The 18,455-nt window shown below is 67.8% G+C and carries 17 protein-coding genes; 8 read left to right on the forward strand and 9 right to left on the reverse strand.

Going from position 1 to position 18,455, the window contains the following annotated elements:
• Positions 1 to 15 precede the first annotated feature (15 nt).
• Positions 16 to 495 (reverse strand): SRPBCC family protein, encoded by a 480-nt coding sequence (locus LNV28_RS12730; RefSeq protein WP_263517916.1) that lies wholly within the window; start codon positions 493 to 495, stop codon positions 16 to 18.
• A gap of 229 nt (positions 496 to 724) precedes the next feature.
• Between LNV28_RS12730 and urtA the strand changes: the two genes are divergently transcribed.
• The 5 genes from urtA to urtE all read left to right on the forward strand — a co-directional run bounded on the left by urtA (position 725) and on the right by urtE (position 6,779).
• Positions 725 to 2,017 carry an urea ABC transporter substrate-binding protein gene (gene urtA, locus LNV28_RS12735; protein WP_263517917.1) on the forward strand — a complete coding sequence of 431 codons (1,293 nt, stop codon included), beginning with the start codon at positions 725 to 727 and terminating at the stop codon, positions 2,015 to 2,017.
• 75 nt (positions 2,018 to 2,092) lie between these two features.
• Entirely contained in the window at positions 2,093 to 3,721 is a 1,629-nt protein-coding gene (gene urtB / locus LNV28_RS12740; protein WP_411969970.1) for an urea ABC transporter permease subunit UrtB, read from the forward strand.
• A gap of 343 nt (positions 3,722 to 4,064) precedes the next feature.
• The gene (urtC, locus tag LNV28_RS12745; protein ID WP_263517918.1) at positions 4,065 to 5,162 is read left to right on the forward strand and encodes an urea ABC transporter permease subunit UrtC; all 1,098 of its coding nucleotides are present in this window, start codon (positions 4,065 to 4,067) and stop codon (positions 5,160 to 5,162) included.
• Positions 5,159 to 6,016: an urea ABC transporter ATP-binding protein UrtD gene (gene urtD / locus LNV28_RS12750; RefSeq protein WP_102769179.1), complete on the forward strand. Its 858-nt coding sequence runs from the start codon at positions 5,159 to 5,161 to the stop codon at positions 6,014 to 6,016. Before urtC ends, urtD begins: the two co-directional genes overlap by 4 nt.
• A 49-nt stretch (positions 6,017 to 6,065) precedes the next feature.
• The gene (gene urtE / locus LNV28_RS12755; RefSeq protein ID WP_263517919.1) at positions 6,066 to 6,779 is read left to right on the forward strand and encodes an urea ABC transporter ATP-binding subunit UrtE; all 714 of its coding nucleotides are present in this window, start codon (positions 6,066 to 6,068) and stop codon (positions 6,777 to 6,779) included.
• Between the two features lie 19 nt (positions 6,780 to 6,798).
• Here the strand turns inward: urtE and LNV28_RS12760 are convergent, their stop codons facing one another.
• The 6 genes from LNV28_RS12760 to LNV28_RS12785 all read right to left on the reverse strand — a co-directional run bounded on the left by LNV28_RS12760 (position 6,799) and on the right by LNV28_RS12785 (position 13,502).
• On the reverse strand, positions 6,799 to 7,746 hold the full coding sequence (locus LNV28_RS12760; protein ID WP_263517920.1) for a hypothetical protein: 948 nt from the start codon (positions 7,744 to 7,746) through the stop codon (positions 6,799 to 6,801).
• Positions 7,747 to 7,821: 75 nt separating this feature from the next.
• A complete protein-coding gene (locus tag LNV28_RS12765) occupies positions 7,822 to 8,655 on the reverse strand; it encodes an urease accessory protein UreD (protein ID WP_263518146.1) in 834 nt (277 codons plus the stop codon).
• Between the two features lie 139 nt (positions 8,656 to 8,794).
• Positions 8,795 to 9,478: a PEP-CTERM sorting domain-containing protein gene (locus LNV28_RS12770; RefSeq protein WP_263517921.1), complete on the reverse strand. Its 684-nt coding sequence runs from the start codon at positions 9,476 to 9,478 to the stop codon at positions 8,795 to 8,797.
• Positions 9,479 to 9,662: 184 nt separating this feature from the next.
• Positions 9,663 to 11,879: a phosphocholine-specific phospholipase C gene (locus tag LNV28_RS12775; RefSeq protein ID WP_263517922.1), complete on the reverse strand. Its 2,217-nt coding sequence runs from the start codon at positions 11,877 to 11,879 to the stop codon at positions 9,663 to 9,665.
• 40 nt (positions 11,880 to 11,919) lie between these two features.
• A complete protein-coding gene (locus LNV28_RS12780; RefSeq protein WP_263517923.1) occupies positions 11,920 to 12,498 on the reverse strand; it encodes a PEP-CTERM sorting domain-containing protein in 579 nt (192 codons plus the stop codon).
• Between the two features lie 347 nt (positions 12,499 to 12,845).
• Positions 12,846 to 13,502, reverse strand: coding sequence for a GNAT family N-acetyltransferase (locus LNV28_RS12785; protein WP_263517924.1), 657 nt, complete (start codon positions 13,500 to 13,502; stop codon positions 12,846 to 12,848).
• A 153-nt stretch (positions 13,503 to 13,655) separates the two neighbouring features.
• Here LNV28_RS12785 and LNV28_RS12790 point away from each other — a divergent pair, with 153 nt between their 5' ends.
• The 3 genes from LNV28_RS12790 to LNV28_RS12800 all read left to right on the forward strand — a co-directional run bounded on the left by LNV28_RS12790 (position 13,656) and on the right by LNV28_RS12800 (position 15,258).
• Positions 13,656 to 14,360 carry a helix-turn-helix transcriptional regulator gene (locus LNV28_RS12790; protein ID WP_263517925.1) on the forward strand — a complete coding sequence of 235 codons (705 nt, stop codon included), beginning with the start codon at positions 13,656 to 13,658 and terminating at the stop codon, positions 14,358 to 14,360.
• A gap of 93 nt (positions 14,361 to 14,453) precedes the next feature.
• Positions 14,454 to 14,648: a YgaP family membrane protein gene (locus LNV28_RS12795; RefSeq protein ID WP_263517926.1), complete on the forward strand. Its 195-nt coding sequence runs from the start codon at positions 14,454 to 14,456 to the stop codon at positions 14,646 to 14,648.
• Between the two features lie 61 nt (positions 14,649 to 14,709).
• Positions 14,710 to 15,258 carry a lipocalin family protein gene (locus LNV28_RS12800; protein ID WP_263517927.1) on the forward strand — a complete coding sequence of 183 codons (549 nt, stop codon included), beginning with the start codon at positions 14,710 to 14,712 and terminating at the stop codon, positions 15,256 to 15,258.
• 8 nt (positions 15,259 to 15,266) lie between these two features.
• Here the strand turns inward: LNV28_RS12800 and LNV28_RS12805 are convergent, their stop codons facing one another.
• Positions 15,267 to 16,379, reverse strand: coding sequence for an acyltransferase family protein (locus LNV28_RS12805; RefSeq protein WP_263517928.1), 1,113 nt, complete (start codon positions 16,377 to 16,379; stop codon positions 15,267 to 15,269).
• Positions 16,380 to 16,577: 198 nt separating this feature from the next.
• Complete coding sequence (locus LNV28_RS12810; protein WP_263517929.1) at positions 16,578 to 18,449, reverse strand: S8 family serine peptidase; 1,872 nt, start codon at positions 18,447 to 18,449, stop codon at positions 16,578 to 16,580.
• Positions 18,450 to 18,455 lie beyond the last annotated feature (6 nt).

Raw genomic sequence — 18,455 nt, forward strand, 5'->3', positions numbered from 1 at the left:
TGCCGCCCGCAAGACTCAGGGCTTGGCCATCAACGCCACCAGCTGATCCAGCGCCGCGCCCCAGCCCTGCTGGAAGCCCATGGCCTCGTGGGTCTGGCGGCCGGACTCGTCGCTGTGCATGACCGTGGCTGTGTAGAGCGTGCCCCCATCGGCATGCGGGGCCAGGCTGATGACAGCGGTGAAGACAAAGGGATGAGCGGCCGCGTCGGCCGGGCGGAAGCCGGCCTTGAGCGCGCCGGTCCAGACGAGGCGCTCGTTCGGCACCAGTTCCAGATAGCAGCCTTCATTGGGGTGCTGCTCACCGGCGGGCGACTGCATCACGGTGCGAAAGATGCCGCCGGGGCGCAGATCGATCTCGCACTCGACGGTCTGCCAGGGCTTGGGGCAGAACCACTGCATCAGCAGGGCCGGCTCGGTCCAGCAGCGCCAAACCTGGGCGACCGGAGTCGGGATGACGCGTTGCAAGACCAGGTCGAGGTTGGGCATAGAGCTCATGGCAGGGTTCCGTTCGGCCAAGTGTGTGGGTGGGGTGGGAAGGCTGCAGGCGATTGTGACCACGCAGTCCAACGACGGCAAACCGGCGGCGGCTTTCCTGCGACAGGGCGTGGCCCGCAGGGCTAGCCATGTACGCCATCCGCCGTATATGCCAGCGCGAGCCTGCTGCCTACATTGGCTTCGTCAGACCGCACCCTCCCACCACCCCGGAACCCTCAGGAGCCCCGCCATGCCCGTCCCTTCCAAGACCCCCAGCCGCCGCGTCTTCTCGCTGAAAGCTCTGGCCGCCGCCAGCGCGCTGGCCGGCCTCAGCGTCACCGGCCTCTCGGCCCAAGCGGCCGACACCATCAAGGTCGGCGTGCTGCACAGCCTGTCCGGCACCATGGCCATCTCTGAAACCGTGCTCAAGGACACGGTGCTGATGGCCATTGACGAGATCAATGCCAAGGGCGGCGTGCTCGGCAAGAAGCTGGAACCCGTGGTCGTGGACCCGGCCTCCAACTGGCCGCTGTTCGCCGAAAAGACCAAACAGCTGCTCACACAAGACAAGGTCGCCGTGATCTTCGGCTGCTGGACCTCGGTCTCGCGCAAATCGGTGCTGCCGGTGGTCGAGGAACTCAACGGCCTGCTCTTCTACCCGGTGCAGTACGAGGGTGAAGAGCTGAGCAAGAACGTGTTCTACACCGGCGCCGCGCCCAATCAGCAGGCCATCCCCGCGGTGGACTATCTGATGAGCAAGGACGGCGGCGCCGCCAAGCGCTGGGTGCTCTTGGGCACCGACTACGTCTACCCGCGCACCACCAACAAGATCCTGCGCGCCTACCTCAAGAGCAAGGGCGTGAAGGACACGGACATCGACGAGAAGTACACCCCCTTCGGCCACAGCGACTACCAGACCATCGTCGCCGACATCAAGAAGTTCTCGGCCGGCGGCAAGACGGCCGTGGTCTCCACCATCAACGGCGACTCCAACGTGCCCTTCTACAAAGAGCTGGGCAATGCCGGCCTGAAGGCCAAGGATGTGCCGGTGGTCGCATTCTCGGTCGGCGAGGAAGAGCTGCGCGGCGTAGACACGAAGCCCCTGGTCGGCCACCTGGCCGCCTGGAACTACTTCATGTCCATCAAGAACCCGGCCAACACCGCCTTCATCCAGAAGTGGAGCGCCTACGCCAAGGCCAAGAAGCTGCCCGGCCACATGGACAAGCCGCTGACCAATGACCCGATGGAGGCCACCTACATCGGCATCAATATGTGGAAGCAGGCGGTCGAGAAGGCCAAGAGCACGGACGTGGACAAGGTCATCGCCGCCATGGCCGGCCAGACCTTCACCGCGCCCTCGGGCATCACCTCCAAGATGGACGAGAAGAACCACCACCTGCACAAGTCGGTGTTCATCGGCGAGATCAAGGCGGACGGCCAGTTCGGCGTGGTCTGGAAGACCCCGGCCCCGGTCAAGGCCAAGCCCTGGAGCCCCTACATCGAAGGCAATGACAAGAAGCCCGATGAGCCGGTGAAAAAGTAACTTTTTTATTGAGCTGACCAAGCGGGCCGCAAGGCCCGTGGTCGGCAGCCTTCCTTTTTGAACCGCGGAGCCCCCATGGCCACACTCGTGCACCGCGCGGCCTCCCTGCTGAGCGCGCTGCTGCTGAGCTTGCTGATGCTGCTACCGACGCCGCCCGCGCAGGCACTGACGCTGGCGCATGCGCGCGCCATGGCCAGCGACGAAGACAGCGAGGCCCGCATCGCCGCGCTGCATGCCGCCTTGCTCGCCGCCGCGCAAGCACCCGACCCACGCCTGCAGGCCTTCATCCAGGCCCTGGCCGCCGAGCAACTGAAGACCAGCGGCACGCGCCTGCTGATCCTGCACGCCGATGGCAGCGCTGAGGACGCCCTGAGCGGCGCCCCGCTCAGCCCGGTGCCGCAAGACCTGGCCGAGGTGATGATCAACAACCGCCTGCGCGGCGAGTTGGATCAAGCCCTGGCCGCGCTGCAATTGTTCAGCGCCAAGCCTGCCGAACGCCTGGCCGCCGCTCAGGCCCTGCAACAGAATGCCAGCGAGCAGCAGCTGCCCTTGCTGGACCGCGCGCTGGCCCGCGAGAGCCATGAAGACGTGCTGGCCGAACTGAGCCTGGCGCGCGCTGCCGCCTTGGCCGGCAGCAGCGACCCGAGCCTGCGTCTCCAAGCTGCGCGCGAGCTGGGCCGCTCAAACCGGCCCGCCACCCAGCTGCTGATCAACCAGCGCCTGGCCGAGGAGACCGACCCCAATGTCAAAAGCGCGCTGGCCGCCTCGCTGCGCAAGCTGGAGTCCAGCCTGGCCTGGGGCGAGCGCCTGGGCGAGCTGTTCACCGGCCTGAGCCTGGGCAGCATCCTGCTGCTGGTGGCCTTGGGCCTGGCCATCACCTACGGGCTGATGGGCGTGATCAATATGGCCCATGGCGAGCTGATGATGATGGGCGCTTACGCCACCTATCTGGTGCAGCTGGCCTTCCGCCAGTGGCTGCCTGCCGCTGCGTTTGACTATTACTTGCTGGCCGCCCTGCCGGCCGCCTTTCTGGCCGCGGCGGCCGTCGGCGCGCTGATGGAGCGCCTGGTGTTGCGCTGGCTCTACGGCCGGCCGCTGGAAACCTTGCTGGCCACCTGGGGCATCAGCCTGGTGCTGATGCAGGCGGTGCGCAGCCTCTTCGGCGCGCAGAACGTCAGCGTCGAGAACCCGGCCTGGATGAGCGGCGGCCTGCAGCTGCTGCCCTCGCTGTCCCTGCCCTGGAACCGGCTGCTGATCATGGGCTTCGCCCTGGCGGTGCTGGCCGGCATGAGCCTGCTGCTGCGACGCACCCGCCTGGGTCTGTTCGTGCGCGGCGTGACGCAGAACCGCGCCATGGCCTCCTGCATGGGCGTCAACACCGCCCGCACCGACACCTACGCCTTCGCCCTGGGTTCGGGCATCGCCGGCCTGGCCGGCTGCGCGCTGAGCCAGATCGGCAATGTCGGCCCCGATCTGGGCCAGAGCTATATCGTCGACGCCTTCATGGTGGTGGTGCTGGGCGGCGTCGGCCAACTGGCCGGCACGGTCTACGCCGCCCTCGGCCTGGGCCTGGGCAACAAGCTGCTGGAAGGCATGGTCGGCGCGGTGCTGGCCAAGATCGCCTTGCTGGTGTTCATCATCGTCTTCATCCAGAAGCGGCCGCAGGGCATCTTCGCGATGAAGGGTCGGGTGGTGGAGGCTTGAATGGGGCTGCTTTTGGCTTCTTCGAGTCTGTGCGTGGGAAGCGGACTCCGGCCGAGTGCCTCCGCTCATGTCCCCCGGGCGGGGCTGCGCCCTGCCCTCCTCCTGATGCCAGTCTCTTTCGCTTCGACACCCGACCGAAGCCCGCTTCCTGCCAACGATGGGCGTTCGCGGTGCATGGGTGGTGGGCTGCCCGAAAGGAAGGGTGGCTGGGTGCTCTGTGGAGCGAAGTCAAGGGGGAGGCACGGGCGCAGCCCGGGCCGGAGGACATGAGCGCAACAGAGCGCCCAGCCACCCTGACCACCCGAACCGAACAAGACCCCACTCAAGCGAGCCGCCAAAGACCATGAAGCCCCAATCCTTCCTCAGCCCCCGCGCCTGGCTGCTCGTTGCCTGCGCACTGCTGCTGATCTGCGTGCTGGCGCCGGTGCTGAACCTGTGGGTGCCCGAGGGTCAGGTCTTGCATCTGAGCGACTACGGCGTGGCCTTGCTGGGCAAGTTCATGTGCTACGCCATCTGCGCCCTGGCCATGGACCTGATCTGGGGCTTTGCCGGCATCCTCTCGTTGGGCCATGGCCTGTTCTTCGCGCTCGGTGGCTATGTGATGGGCATGCATCTGATGCGCCAGATCGGCCGCGAGGGTCAGTACCAAAGCACCTTGCCCGACTTCATGGTCTTCCTCGACTGGAAGACGCTGCCGTGGCATTGGCAGCTCAGCGACAGCTTTCTCGCCACCCTGGTGCTGGTGCTGGCGGTGCCGGGTGGCCTGGCCTTTTTGTTCGGCTACTTCGCCTTTCGCTCGCGCATCAAGGGCGTGTACTTCTCCATCATCACCCAGGCCCTGACCTACGCCGCCATGCTGCTGTTCTTCCGGAATGAGACGGGTCTCGGCGGCAACAACGGCTTCACCGATTTCAAGCGCATCCTCGGCCAGCCCATCCACACGGCACAGACCCGCATGGTCTTGTTCGTGCTCAGCGGCCTGGCCCTGCTCGGCTGCTATCTGCTGGCGCGCTGGCTGACGCAATCCAAATTCGGCCGCGTGCTGCAGGCCGTGCGTGACGCCGAATCTCGACTGATGTTCTGTGGCTACTCGCCCCTGCCCTACAAGCTCTGCATCTGGACCGTCTCGGCCATGATGTGCGGCCTGGCCGGCGCACTCTATGTGCCGCAGGTCGGCATCATCAACCCGAGCGAGATGAGCGTGGCCAATTCCATCGAGATCGCGGTCTGGGCCGCGGTCGGCGGGCGCGGCAGCCTGCTGGGGCCGATCGCCGGCGCCTTTGCCGTCAACGGGGCCAAGAGCTGGCTGACGGTCAGCGCGCCCGAGTTCTGGCTCTACTTCCTCGGCGCGCTCTTCATCGCCGTCACCCTCTTTCTGCCGCAGGGGCTGGCCGGACTGGTCTCCCGAATCAGCACTCAGCGAAAGGCAGGCCAGGCATGAGCCCCGATCTGCTCGAACAAGGCCAGGAACGTCTGGCCGAACAGCAAGGCAAACATGGCGGTGACCGCAGCCCCGGCTACGCCCGCCCGCACCGCGCCGGCGAGCTGGACCTGACCCACGGCCGCATCCTCTACCTCGAAGACGTGCACGTCGCCTTCGACGGCTTCAAGGCCATCAACGGTCTGTCCCTGGACATTGCGCCGGGCGAGCTGCGCTGCATCATCGGCCCCAATGGCGCGGGCAAGACCACGATGATGGACATCATCACCGGCAAGACCCGACCCGACCGCGGCGAGGTCTTCTTCGGCGGCACCATCGACCTGCTGCGCCACAGCGAGGCCGAGATCGCCTCCATGGGCTTGTGCCGCAAATTCCAGAAGCCCACGGTGTTCGAGGCGCTGAGCGTGTTCGAGAACCTGGAGCTGGCCCTGCAAGGCCCGCGCGGCGTGGCGGCGGCGCTGTGGCACCGGCTCAGCGGCGCGCAGCGTGATCGCCTGGCCGAGGTGCTGGAGCTGATCCAGCTGCAGGCCGAGGCGCAGCGCCCGGCCGGCTTGCTCAGCCACGGCCAGAAGCAATGGCTGGAGATTGGCATGCTCTTGATCCAGGAGCCCAAGCTGCTGCTGCTCGACGAGCCCGTGGCCGGCATGACCGACCAGGAAACCGAGCGCACGGCCGAGCTTTTTCTGCAGCTGAAGGGCCGGCACAGCCTGATCGTGGTCGAGCACGACATGGGCTTCATCGCCCGTCTGGGCGGCACCGTCACCGTGCTCTGCGAAGGCCGCGTGCTGGCCCAGGGCCCGCTGTCCCAGGTGCAGGCCGACGAACGCGTGATCGAGGTCTACCTCGGACGTTGAGCGGCATGCAAATCAGTTACTTCAATCCATCTTCATCCTTCTGCCTGCCATGCTGATCGCCCAGAACCTCCAGCAGTACTACGGCGGCTCGCACATCCTGCGCGATGTCTCGCTGCGCGTGCAGCCCGGCCGCATCACCGTGCTGCTGGGCCGCAACGGCGTCGGCAAGACCACCTTGCTCAAGTCGCTGATGGGCCTGGTGCCGGTGAAAAGCGGCGAGGTCCGGCTCAACGGTCAGGACATCACGCGCGCCAAACCCTTCGAGCGCGCCCGCGCCGGCATCGGCTATGTGCCGCAGGGCCGCGAGATCTTCGGCCGCCTGACCGTGGCCGAGAACCTGGCCCTGGGCCTGGCCACGCGGCCGGCCGGCACCCCCATCCCGCCCGAGCTGTTCGAGCTCTTCCCGGTGCTGCAGCAGATGCTGCAACGGCGCGGCGGCGATCTCTCGGGCGGCCAACAGCAGCAGCTGGCCATCGCCCGTGCGCTGGCGGCCGGGCCGCGCCTGCTGATCCTGGACGAGCCCACCGAAGGCATCCAGCCCAACATCATCCAGGACATCGGTCGCGTCATCCGCCGCCTGGCGGAGCGCGGCCTGGCGGCCAATGGCGGCCAGCCCATGGCCGTGCTGCTGTGCGAGCAGTACTACGACTTCGCCGAGGAATTGGCCGACGACTACTTGGTGCTGGAGCGCGGCGCCGTCATCTCGGCCGGCAGCCGCTCAGAAATGGTCAGCCGCGGCGTGCGCCAGCTGGTCTCGATCTGAGCGACGCCCGCAAAGCGGCTCAGGGCCGCGGACCGGGCGCATTGGCGCGCGAGGGCGAGGGCAGCCACTCACGATAGAAGCCCTCGATGCGTGGCCCCTGCTTGCGGATCACCGCATTGATACCCTCGATGGCCCGGGCGCCCAAGGCCGAGCGCGAACAGCCCACATGCAAGGTGGTGGCCGCATCGGCATCGCGCAGGGGCAGCAGGCGCAGCTCGCTGCTTGGAAGACCCAGCTCGCGGGCGGCAAAGCTGAGCTCGGTGGGGAAGGCAATGATGGCATCGACCTTGTCGTCCATCAGCATGCGCAGCAGGCCCGAGACGCTGGGGTTGCCGTGGCGCACGCTCAGGCGGGCGCCGGTGGGCAGGTTCTTGATCATGTGGTCGTAGCGCAAGCCCAGCGAGCGCCCGCCGGCCACACCGACCCGCCAGCCCTCTTGCGGCAGATGGCCAGGCGGCACCCCCTGCAAGAGCTCGGCCAGGTCCACCCGACCCTGGGCATCGAGCGCCAGCCGCAAGCGGCCCGCGCGTTCACGCTGCAAGGTGACCAGCTGGTAAGGCAAGGCGGTCAAATAGGGCTCGCTGTAATGCACGAAGGCCTCGCGCTCGGGCAGACGCAAGAAGGCCGCCACACAGACATTGGGCTTGTTGCGCAGCTCCACCGCGGCGCGGGCGTAGTTCCCGTCCAGCACCTGGTGCTGCAGCTCGGGCAGGCCGGCCTGGAACAGCAGCAAGGCCTTGTCGACAAAGCCCAGACCCTGGCCCAAGCCTTGCAGGATGGCCGTGGGTGGGGAATGCACCATGACCCAAAGCAGGGTCTCTTTCTCGGCCGCAGGGCTGGGCGCTGCCGCGGACAGCGGCGCCTGCGCCCAAGCGGCGGGCAAACCCAGCAGCGCCAGCGCAAGCCCCCAGGCGCCGGCCCGGGCCACTGGCCCTGGTCGATACCTTCCGGCCTTGTACTGCCTCATCTGCTCTGGTCCACGCGCTGTACCCGCTCTCGCCCTCTTCTGGGACCAGCATACCCGAGGCCGGCGGGGCGGTTCTCACATCGCCCAGAGCCGCGGCGAAGCCTCGTCCAGTCCCCAGAGCTCGCGCCGCCAGGCCGCCCGGCACTGGCGCAGCAATTCGAAGGCCGGCTCGACCAGGGGCGCCAGCACGCGCAGCACCAGCAGGCGCTCCTGCGCCGCCGTCACGCCCGCGGTGTCGCGCAGCGGGTGGGCCTCGATGCAGGCGCGCACGGCCTCGAGCGCGCGCTCGCGCCGCTCGCGCGACAGCGCCTCACCGCCAGCAAACACCAGGCTGGCCAGGCAGCGCCGCCCGGCCAGGCCCAGGGAGCCGTCCATCAGCAAGGCGTCGCTGCCGTCGATCAGACCGCGCTCCAGCCAGATGCCTGGAATCTCCAGATGCTGCTGGAACTGCCCCTCCTCGAAGGGCTGGCCGGCTTGGGGCAGGCCCAAGGCGGTGAGATCCCAGGCCATCAGCTCGGCGCCCGGCGCCAGTTCGAAGCGCGCCTCGTTGAGCGCCCGGCAGCCCGGGTAAGCCAGGGCTTCGAGCGGCAGCCATTCCAGGCGCGCGCCCGGGGCCAAGCGGGCGCGCAGGCTTTGCGTGGCCAGGGCGCCGGTGCTGCTGCGGTAAAAGCGCGTGGCACCCGGCGTGCTCAGCAAGGCATGGGCGCCCTCGCCCACGCTCAGTTCAATCTCCAAGCGGTCGCCCGCGACCAAGCCGCTGGGCGGATGGACCAGCACGTTGTGGCAGATCGCATCGCCCTCGGGGTAGAGGCTTTTCAGCACCCGCAGCGGCCCCTCGTGGCGGTGCCGCAGCAGACAGCGGCCGCCCTCCAGCCGGTAGTCCAGCGCCAGCCGGGCGCGCCAGCCCAGGCTGTCGGGCGTGCAGGGCAAGGCCTCGCCGCACTCGGGCTGAGGCATGAAGAGAGTGGTCGGCTCTGGAGAATGAAAAACGGGGATGCGCTGCATCCCCGTCAGGCTCGCAAGAAGCGGGCCAGAGTCAAGCCGACGATCAGCCGCGCTGGCGGCGGCGCACCACGGCCAGCAGGCCCAGACCCAGGCCCATCAGGGCATAAGTTTCCGGCTCGGGCACTGGGGCGGTGTTGATGACGAAGGACAGGTTGTCGGCATAGCCGTCGTTGTCGCTGGAGTTCAGGCGCTCCATGGACAGGCTCAGGTTGATCGTCGTCGTGCCCACGGGCAGGAAGCCCTGGACTTCGCGGAACAGCAGGCCGGTCTGATTGCCGCGGTCGGCCGGGGTGACCGGGCCCAGGGTGGCGGAGCCGATTTCGGTGTTGGCGCCGTCCAGGAAGGACACGTAAACCAGGGCGTTGTCGCCTTGGCTGGTCCAGCCGCCCAGGTAGCCGTCGAGCTTGAAGCTGGCGGTGCCGGTGGCGATCAGGCTGCTCAGATTGCTGACGTCAAACAGCTGGAAACCTGCCGAGGCCGGCGAGGCTTGGCCGGCGAACAGGTAGCTGCCGCGGTCGACCGGGCCCGGCTGGGTGGGCAACACCCAGTTGCTGCCGTAAGCGACCGATTGAAACAGGTCGGTGCCGGCGAAGGCGGTCCAACCGGCGACGCCGCCTTCGGCATTGCCATTGACGATCAGGTTCTGGCCCAGGGAGGCGGCGTGAGCGCCGAAGCCGGCTGCGAACAGGGAAAGCGCCAGGGCGCTGCGGGTGATGAGTTGGTTCATGGGTGGGAGGTGGGTGGGTGAGTAAGTGAATCGTGAATGGTGAATCGTGAATCGTGAGTCGTGAGGCGGAGCTTGGGGGTGAACGGGTGAACGGGTGAAGGCGTGAATTCCGGCGGCCTCCAGCCGACACGATTCACGATTCACCATTCACCCATTCACTTGTTCACCCCAGCTCCTCTGCGCCTCAAGCGCCCAAGCGGTACTGGTCCAGCAAGGCCGCGCCGGACATGGCCGGGTCGCTGATCGAGGCCTCGCCGGTTTCCAGATGGCCGGCGAAGCGGCGGCTGTAGTCGCCCTGACCGGCCACACGCACGCTGAAGTCGTACCAGAAGGCGCTCTCGCGCAGCGGCAGGCGCAGGCTGCTGCTGGTCTTGGCGGCCAGGTGGATCTGCTGGGCCGGCACGTTGTAGTACTTGTTGACCGAGACGATGAAGGTGCAGGCGAAGCTGCCGCTGTTGCTCAGCTCGATCTGCAGTTCGCCGTTGGCGGCATCCGGCGTGACGCGCACTTCGGGGTTGGGCTGGGCGGCCGCGGCCACGCGGCGGGCGTTGCCGGTGAAGTGGCGGTGGTAGCCGTTCGGGCCCAGCACCCAGAGGTCGTAAGCGCCGTTGGCGGCCGGCTGCCAGCTTCCGCTCAGCTGCTTGCCGGCTTCCACCGTGTAGCGGCGCGGCAGGGCGGCCAGGTTCAGGCGGTCGTAGACATGGAAGACGGCGGCCGGGCCGCTGGTGTCGCCCAAGCCATTGCCGGTGTGAGCAAACTGCAGCTCGACACGGGCGGCGCCGACGCGGCCAGCGCTGACCTTGACGGCGGCCGTGGTGTGCAGCTCATAGGGCAGCGCGCGGGCCGGGCGCGGGCCGGCTTCCTGCACCGGCACGTTCAGCGTGGTCGGCGTCGGCGGCGTGGTGGTGCCCGGCAGCGCACGGGCGCGGTTGGCCAGCTCCAGGGTCTTGGGCAGCTGGGCGAAGAAGGCGCTGTCTTCCGGGTCGCGGAAGTTGAAGGCCGAGCTCAGGTCGCCGGCCACGGCACGGCGCCAGGCGCTGATGTTCGGCTCCATCACACCGAAACGCTTCTCGATGAAACGGATCACCGAAGTGTGGTCCGCCACTTCGGAGTTGACCCAACCGCCCTTGCTCCAGGGCGAGATCACATACATGGGCACGCGCGGGCCGAAGCCGTAGGGCTTGTGCTGGTGGGTGGCGGCCGTGCCGTTGAGGATGTGGTGGTACTCGCCCGTGGTGTCCACGGTGGAGTCGCCGGCCAAGTCGGCCTTGGCCGGGTCGGCGTCCCACGTGATGTAGCTGGGGGCGGCCGGCGGCGGCATGTGGTCGAAGAAGCCGTCGTTCTCGTCGAAGTTGATGAACAGAACGGTCTTGCTCCAGACGTCTGGATTGGCGGTTAACGCTTCCAGCACCTTGGCGGTGTAGTCGGCGCCCTGGGCCGGGCTGGACGGTCCGGGGTGCTCGGAGCCTTCAGCCGTGGCCACGATCCAGCTGACCTGCGGCAGCTTGTCGGCCAGAACGTCTTCACGCAGCTTGTCCAGATCGCGGGTGCTGATGCCGCGGTCCTTCAGTTGCTGAGAGTAGCCGGGGCGGCCGTACCAGGCGTCGCGGAAGGGGCGGAAACCGGCCAGGGCGTTGTCGGTGAAGTTGTCCGCCATGTTCTGGTAGACCTGCCAGCTGATGCCGGCCGCTTGCAGGCGCTCGGGGTAGGTGGTCCAGGTGTAGTCGTCCAGCGGGTTCTCGTTGAACCAGTCATGGCTGTTGTCGGTGGACGGGCCATTGCCCTGGCGCAGCGGGTCGTTGCTGCCGGTCCAGATGAACAGGCGGTTGGTGTTGGTGCCGGTCTGGGTGGCGCAGTGGTAGTGGTCGCAGACCGTGAAGGCATTGGCCATCGCGAACTGGAAAGGCAGATCGCTCTGCTTGAAGTAACCCATCGAGTGGTTCTGCTTGGCCTTGGGCCAGGCGTTCATGCGGCCCTGGTCCCAGGCGGCCTGGGCATCGGGCCAGGAGTGCGGCGTGCCCGAGACGCGCATGTGCGCAAAGGTCTGCTGCGTGTTCAGGTGGAAGGGGGCCAGCGCCAGCGGGTTGACCGGCGGGCGGCCGGGCGTGGCGGTCACGGCATTGGGCTGCATCCAGACGCTCTTGCCGCTGATGCCGATCTTGTCGACCACGGGCACCGGGAAGGGGTCGGCAAAACCGCGCACGCCGTTGAGGGTGCCGAAGTAGTGGTCGAAGCTGCGGTTTTCCTGAGTCAGGATGACGATGTGCTCGACATCATGGATGGTGCCGCTGCGCACGTTGGCGGGAATGGCCAGGGCGCGTTGGATGGCGGGCGGGAAGGCGGTCAGGGCAGCGGCGGCGCTGGCGCTGCGCAGAAAGCTGCGGCGGTCTTGGGTGTTCATGGCTGAGGTCCTGCAAATCAGAGGTGGAGACGAACGTCGCTCAGGCCTGGCGGCGGCGAACGAGGGCGGCGATACCGATCAAACCGCCCAGCAACAGCGCGTAGCTCTGCGGCTCGGGCACCGGTGCGGCCGTGAAGCTGAAGTCGTCCATGACGAACTCACCGTGGTTCTGACTCTTCACTTGCACGGCATCGACCAGGCCGGCATAGCCGCTGGCCAGGAAAGTCGGGGTGGCCGAGGGGTCGAGGCTTTGCGAGCTGGCGACGCGCTGGCCTTGATAGAAAAGCTCGAAGCTCAGCACCGCGCCGCTCTGGCCGGCGAACCAGGCGCCGTCGAAGCGCACCGCCTGGCCAAAGCCGATCAGGCTGCTGGCATCGCTGGCCAGGAAGTCGTTGGCGATGCGGCCGGCGCCCGAGTGGGCGGTGTAGGGGTCGGCCGGGGTGGAGAAGGCGATCCAACCGAAACTGGACCAGTCCAGGCCGCCATAGTTGAGCGGCACCAGGCCATCGGCCAGGTCATCGAAGTTCAGCACCTCGGCTTGGGCGCCGCCGGCAAAAGACAGGCTGGACAGCAGCGCGGCGGCGAGCGCCATGCGGCGCAGGGTCGAAGGGCAGGACATGGGGAATTCCTCACAAATGGCAGCAGATGCCGCGCAATCTAGTGAGGGGATTTGCAGACCTGATGACAGTCCCTAGGCCGAACGGCAGGGGGATTCACCCGTCAGCGTGCGAGAGGCGCGCAAGGCGCCCTGGGTTCAGAGCTTGAGAATTTTTGTAGCGAGCGGCTGTCAGGCGAGGCTGAGCTCGGACTGATCCAGTCCTGAGGACTGGATCACCCTAGCGAAGGACTCGGCCTCTGGCCGAGGCGGACGGAGCAGAGGAACCGGAACGTACTTCCTGTACGTGAGGATTCCGAGCATCGGACCAACGACGAATGGCAGTCGCGCAGTAAAAAGTTCTCGAGCTCTCAGTCGGCCGTGAGTTTTTCCATGAACACCGCAAACGGATCGGCACGGTGCGCGCCAAAAGGCCCGCAGCGGCGGAAACCCAGGCGCTCGAACAGGCGCTGGGCCGAGCGCTGCTGCACGCCGACCTGCAGGCGCAGCAAGGGCTGGCCCGCGCGCAAGGCCTCGCGCTGCAGGGCTTGCAGCAGCATTTCGCCGACACCGCGGCCGCGCCAATTCGGCAGCACCATCAGCGCCAGCACTTCGGCGTACTCGTCATGCAGCAGCAGGCCGCCGCAGGCGAGCACGCGCTCCTGGGCATCGCGCAGCACCAGCAGACGCGTCTGCGGGCCGCGCAAGACCTCCAGCTCCGGGGCGCAGGCCGCACGGCTGGCAGGGCAAAGCTGGTGGCGCTCGGCCTCGAACTGTTCGAGCAGCGCCCGCAGCTGCGGCTGGTCGACGCGCTCGCGCTGCAGGCTCAAGCCCTGCAAGCCGGCCACTGGGCTGCGGATGGCGGCTCGCGGCGGCGGGTCGCCGGCACGCGCCACCCAGATCTGGGACGAACCAAGACTGTGGAAGTTCATGGGGCGGGCCTCCGAGTTTGCGGCGACAAAAGCCATGCGCAAGGGCATGGCACCAAGAACTGGCAGGGCGGAACGGGCGTTGGCGAGACGGGGCATGGCAAGAGCCTTTTTGGGGTGACCTGCACCGCGAGCGAGCAGCGGACAGGCCAAAAGCGGGGAATAGGGCGGATTGCAGGGTTTGTACGCAAGCCCCATGCCAAGTGCGGCGGTCCGTCTGCGCCCTGGTCGCGCTGGCCGACAATGCCCGCCATGCGCCGCGCCGACCGCCTCTTCCAGATCGTCCAGTTGATCCGTGGGCGCCGCCTGTCCACGGCCGAATTCCTGAGCCAGCGCCTGGAGGTCTCGGCACGCACCGTCTACCGCGACATCGCGGCCCTGCAGCAGCAAGGCGTGCCCATCGAGGGCGAGGCCGGCGTGGGCTACCGCATGCGCGCCGGCTTCGACCTGCCGCCACTGATGTTCAGCAAGGACGAGGCCCAAGCCCTGGTGGCCGCCCTGCGCCTGGCCCAGGGCCAGCTCGACAGCGTGCTGGGCCGGCAGGCGGAAGAAGCCATGTCCAAGATCCTGGCCGTGCTGCCGGCGCCGGCCCGTGCGGCGGCAGAGAGCCTGGCCCTGTTCGCACCGCTGACGGGTTTGGACGATGCCATGCGTGAGCGCCTGGCGCGCCTGCGCGAAGCCACCGAAGACCGCCGCAAGCTGCGCCTCGATTACCTGGACCTGGCCGGCAGCGCCAGCCAGCGCACCGTGCGCCCCCTGGCCTGCTACTTCTGGGGGCCCAGCTGGACCCTGGCCGGCTGGTGCGAGGTGCGCGAGGACTTCCGCAATTTCCGCGTCGACCGCATCCAGGCCCTGAGCGTGCTGGACGAACGCTTTCGCGACGAACCCGGCAAGACCCTGGCCGATATGCGGCGCGCCTTTGAGCAACGCGATGCCGAGGCGACCGGCCCCGCTTGAGCTGGATCAATGAGGGTGCCGGGATTCAGGCACAGACTGAAGGCTCTGCAGGGCCGGAATCGTCTGCCTCTGCCCACCCAGGAGCACATCACCATGCAAGCCAATGTTGGAACTCTGGACCGCAGCCTGCGCATCGGCGGCGGCCTAATCCTCATCGCCCTGGCCGCCACAGGCACCGTGGGTCTCTGGGGCTGGATCGGGGTGGTGCCGGTGCTCACCGGCGTATTCCGCTTTTGCCCGGCCTACCCCTTGATCGGCATGAACACCTGCGCACGCAAAGACCTCTGAAGCCCCGGGCCCATGGCCGAAGGGCTAGGCTGCCGTGTCTTTGCTGCCTGAACTCCCGACCATGACCCTGCTTCCCAAGTTGACCGTCGCCCTGCTGGCGGCTTGCGCCTCGGCCATCTCCCTGCCCGCTCACGCGGCCGATTCGGCCACGCCTTTGGTGACGGTGGCCCAGGTCGACCTGGCCCGCTACGCCGGCGCCTGGTACGAAATCGCCCTGCTGCCCAATCGCTTTCAAAAGCAATGCGTCGCCGACACGCAAGCGCGCTACCGCCTCGATGGCGAGCGGGTGGAAGTGGTGAACCGTTGCCGCAAAGCCTCGGGCGAGGTGGAGCGCACCGCAGGACACGCCAAGACGGTCGAGGGCAGCGGCAATGCCAAGCTGCGCGTCACCTTCTTCTGGCCCTTTTACGGCAACTACTGGGTGCTGGATCTGGACCCGGACTACCAGCAGGTGCTGGTCGGCGAGCCCAGCCGCAAGTACGGCTGGATCCTGTCACGCACGCCGCAAATGGACGAGGCCAAGCTGCAAGCCTTGCTCGACAAGGCCGAGGCGCTGGGCTACGACCGCAAGGCCTTCCAGCGCACGCCGCAGACGCAGCCGCTGGACTGAAGAAGCTTTCAGGCGCGCAGGGTGCGCGGCAGCAGGCGCGCCAGCAGCGCCCCCAGGCGCAGGCGCCCGGCCGGCGCTTCGATCCAGCGATGGAAGGGCAAGGCCGCCAGATTGCTCAAGCCCCAGGCACCGACAAAAGCCAGCAGGCCCGAGGCCGGCTGGCTCAGATCGTGCCGCTCCAGCAAGGCATTGCAGAGCAGGCAGATCGGGAAATGCACCAGGAAGAGCGCATAGGAATGCGTGCCCAGATGGGCCAGCCAGGGCCGGGCCGCGGCCGGCGACAGCGGTGCGCGCTGCTCGGCATGGCGCTGCTGCAACCAAGCCAACAGCAAAGCGGTGGCCAAGGCCAGGGCGATGCGCTCGCGGAACTCCAAGAGCAAAGCCACCAGGCCCAGAGCCGTCAGCAGCAGCACGCCGAGGCGGCGCTGCGGCCCGACCAGACCCAGCCAATGCACCAGGGCGCCGAGGCCGTAAGCGCCGAAGAAATACGGCGCCCAGTTGTCCAGCCCGGACTGGCGATTGAAGAACAAGAGCGAGGCCGCCATCAGCAAGGCCACCAAGGCCGGCCCGATGACACGGCGCCAGCCGCGTGGCAGGGCCAGGCCGCGGCTGAACCACAGCAGGCCCAACAAGACGGCGAACAGCTGAAAGTCGATGGCCACATACCAGGCGCCCACGGTCAGGGCTTCATAGCCCAGCACGCCCTGGGTCAGGGTCAGGTGGGCCAGCAGCTGGGCCAGGCTGACTTGGAACGGCACCAGCTCCGGCAGCCAGCGCGCCACCAGGGCCGAGCAGCACAGGGTCAGCAGCACCGCGGCCATGAAGGGCAGAGCCAGGCGCTGATAGCGGCGCCAGAGCAGCTCCGGCACGGCGCCTTCGAGCAGCTGGCCGCGCGAGGACAAGGCCCGTGCCGACAGAAAACCACCCACCACCAGGAACACCTGCACCGCCATGCGACCGTACTGGTAGGCCCAGGCCATCAGCTGCGGCAGCAAGGCCTGCATGGCCTCCGCCACCGGGCCGTAGGCGGACAGGTGGTGCAGCACGATCAGCTGGGCGGCGGCGGCTTTCAGGCCGTCGACATGCAATAGGCGGGCAGTGGTGGTCTTGCTTGAGCTCATGGCCAAGCGCCCGAGGCTTGTGGCTTCGGGCGCAGATTGCGTTCCAGATCCAGGGTTTGGGGCTGCCCGGCCAGCATGGCCAAGGCCATGCGCACAATGCAGCAAGCCCCGGTGCCAGCCCGGGGCCCAGCCGCCCCGAGGCGGGGCGGGCAAATCCGAGAAAACCCTAGATTCTAAACGCCGGCCAGGTTTGAGCGTTTAGAGGCGGATGCCAGCCAGCTCGGCGCTCTTGCGCGGGTGGATCAGTTGCACACGGCCGGGCTTGCCGTCGGCCCCGTTCATGCGCTCGGCACCCTGCAGGATCAGGGCCTTGACCTCGCTGGCCTTGAGCGAAGGCTTGAGCGCGATCAGCTTGGCCGCCAGATTGGCCACCTGGGGGCTGGCCATGCTGGTGCCGCTGAGCTTCATGCGCGCGCCGCCGGGGACAAAGCTGTCCACCTCAAAGCCATTGGCATGCACGACCACGGTCTTGCCAAAGGTCGAGAAGCTGGTCTCCTGGCCGGCCGTGTCCACCGCGCCGGCGGTGATCAGATTGGGCAGCTCAAAGCCAGCCGGAATGTATTCCTGGAAGTCGGCGCTGTTGTCCTCATTGCCCGAGCCGGCCACGAACACGATGTCCGGCGCGCCGGCAATGGCCGCACGCAGGGCGTCGCGCTCGATCTTGAACAGGCGCGCAGCCTCGGCTTTGCGCGCCTCTGGCGTGCCGCCCTGGTTGTGGAAGGCCAGCGCGCCCTCGTAAGCGCTGGGGCCATAACGCCAGCTCATATTGACCACGCGCACGCCGGCCTTCTTGAAGCTCTCGACCATCTGGCCATACGCCGCGGCCGTGGCGCGGGCCTGGGCTTCGGTGGGCAGCTTGGGTTCCAGCTTGGCGCTCCAGAGCTGGGTGGCGGCGAACACGCGGGCAAAGGGGTTGCCCTCGACGGCGATGCCGGCGACATGGGTGCCGTGCACATAGAGGCTGGTCAGGCTCATGTCCTCGCTGAATCCCTTGACCTGCTCGGCCTTGAGGCCGGACATGGTGGCGCGGAACTGGCGCGAATCCGGCGTGTCCAGGGCGGCGCGCTGGTCCATGGCGCCCTTGATCAGGCTGCGCAGCTGCGGCCAGCGGCTTTGCGCTTCACCCAGGGGACGCAGCAGCTCAGGGCTGGGCTTGGCGTCCTCGTCAAACGCCAGGCCGGCCAGCGGCGCGGCTGGCTTGAACAAGGCCATGTCCACACCCGAATCCCAGACCGCCACCACCACCGGCGTGGCCTTCGCCTCGGCCGGGATGGCAAAGGTGCGCGGCGTCCAGAGGTCGGCACGCGCCTGCGTCTTTGTGTTGGCATCGATCACCGCCTGCAAGCCCGCCACGATGGCAGCCTTGTTGGGCGCGAACAGCTCGGCCTGCAAGCGGCTGCTGATGATGGCCAGGGCAATGCTGTCCGGCACCACCATCTTGCCGTTGGTGGCCATGGCGTCGATCTGGCTGCGGAAGGCGCCCAGCACCAGCTCGGGGTTGTAAGTCTCGGCCCCACCCTTGCCGGACTTGATGCTCTCCTGCACATCGGCCCAGGGCAAGGCGCCATAACGTTTTTCCACCTCGGCGCGCAGCCAGGCGGCGTCGCGCTTCTCCAGGCGCTGCTGCGAGAGCAGGTCGGTCAGCAGGCCGGCGCTGAGCTGGCCACCGATCTTTTCCTGCAGAGCGCGCGATTTGGCCGTCCAGGCCGGCACGGCCGCCCAGTCGCCGCGCAGCTGGGCCAGCGTGGCCAGGGCCGAGTAGTAGGCGCGCAGGGTGGCGGCGTCCTGGATGTCGTAGCGGGCGAGATCGTCCTTGACCTCGGTCTCCAGCTGCGCGCCCATGGCGCTCAGCTCGCTCAGCGGTGCACTCAGGTATTCGCTGGGCAGCTTGGCCAGGGTGACGGTACGGCGAGGCAGCTGGTCGGCGCGGGTGATGGGCTGGCGGGCGGAAGTGGCGGCAGTGGCGGCAGTAGCGGACTCAGGCGCGGCAGCGGCGGCTGCATGGCTGTCCATGGCCAGCGGGCTCAGGGCGGCTGCGGCGGCCAGGGAAATCAAGGTCTTGGCGTTCATGTCTCA

This window comes from Paucibacter sp. DJ2R-2 (assembly GCF_025717675.1).
GTDB lineage: Bacteria > Pseudomonadota > Gammaproteobacteria > Burkholderiales > Burkholderiaceae_C > Paucibacter_A.

Bases quoted from the DNA above. Each gene is read 5' to 3' on its own strand.
- LNV28_RS12730 (WP_263517916.1), bottom strand. From the start codon at position 495: ATGAGCTCTATGCCCAACCTCGACCTGGTCTTGCAACGCGTCATCCCG.
- urtA (WP_263517917.1), top strand. From the start codon at position 725: ATGCCCGTCCCTTCCAAGACCCCCAGCCGCCGCGTCTTCTCGCTGAAA.
- urtB (WP_411969970.1), top strand. From the start codon at position 2,093: ATGGCCACACTCGTGCACCGCGCGGCCTCCCTGCTGAGCGCGCTGCTG.
- urtC (WP_263517918.1), top strand. From the start codon at position 4,065: ATGAAGCCCCAATCCTTCCTCAGCCCCCGCGCCTGGCTGCTCGTTGCC.
- urtD (WP_102769179.1), top strand. From the start codon at position 5,159: ATGAGCCCCGATCTGCTCGAACAAGGCCAGGAACGTCTGGCCGAACAG.
- urtE (WP_263517919.1), top strand. From the start codon at position 6,066: ATGCTGATCGCCCAGAACCTCCAGCAGTACTACGGCGGCTCGCACATC.
- LNV28_RS12760 (WP_263517920.1), bottom strand. From the start codon at position 7,746: ATGAGGCAGTACAAGGCCGGAAGGTATCGACCAGGGCCAGTGGCCCGG.
- LNV28_RS12770 (WP_263517921.1), bottom strand. From the start codon at position 9,478: ATGAACCAACTCATCACCCGCAGCGCCCTGGCGCTTTCCCTGTTCGCA.
- LNV28_RS12775 (WP_263517922.1), bottom strand. From the start codon at position 11,879: ATGAACACCCAAGACCGCCGCAGCTTTCTGCGCAGCGCCAGCGCCGCC.
- LNV28_RS12780 (WP_263517923.1), bottom strand. From the start codon at position 12,498: ATGTCCTGCCCTTCGACCCTGCGCCGCATGGCGCTCGCCGCCGCGCTG.
- LNV28_RS12785 (WP_263517924.1), bottom strand. From the start codon at position 13,502: ATGCCCCGTCTCGCCAACGCCCGTTCCGCCCTGCCAGTTCTTGGTGCC.
- LNV28_RS12790 (WP_263517925.1), top strand. From the start codon at position 13,656: ATGCGCCGCGCCGACCGCCTCTTCCAGATCGTCCAGTTGATCCGTGGG.
- LNV28_RS12795 (WP_263517926.1), top strand. From the start codon at position 14,454: ATGCAAGCCAATGTTGGAACTCTGGACCGCAGCCTGCGCATCGGCGGC.
- LNV28_RS12800 (WP_263517927.1), top strand. From the start codon at position 14,710: ATGACCCTGCTTCCCAAGTTGACCGTCGCCCTGCTGGCGGCTTGCGCC.
- LNV28_RS12805 (WP_263517928.1), bottom strand. From the start codon at position 16,379: ATGAGCTCAAGCAAGACCACCACTGCCCGCCTATTGCATGTCGACGGC.
- LNV28_RS12810 (WP_263517929.1), bottom strand. From the start codon at position 18,449: ATGAACGCCAAGACCTTGATTTCCCTGGCCGCCGCAGCCGCCCTGAGC.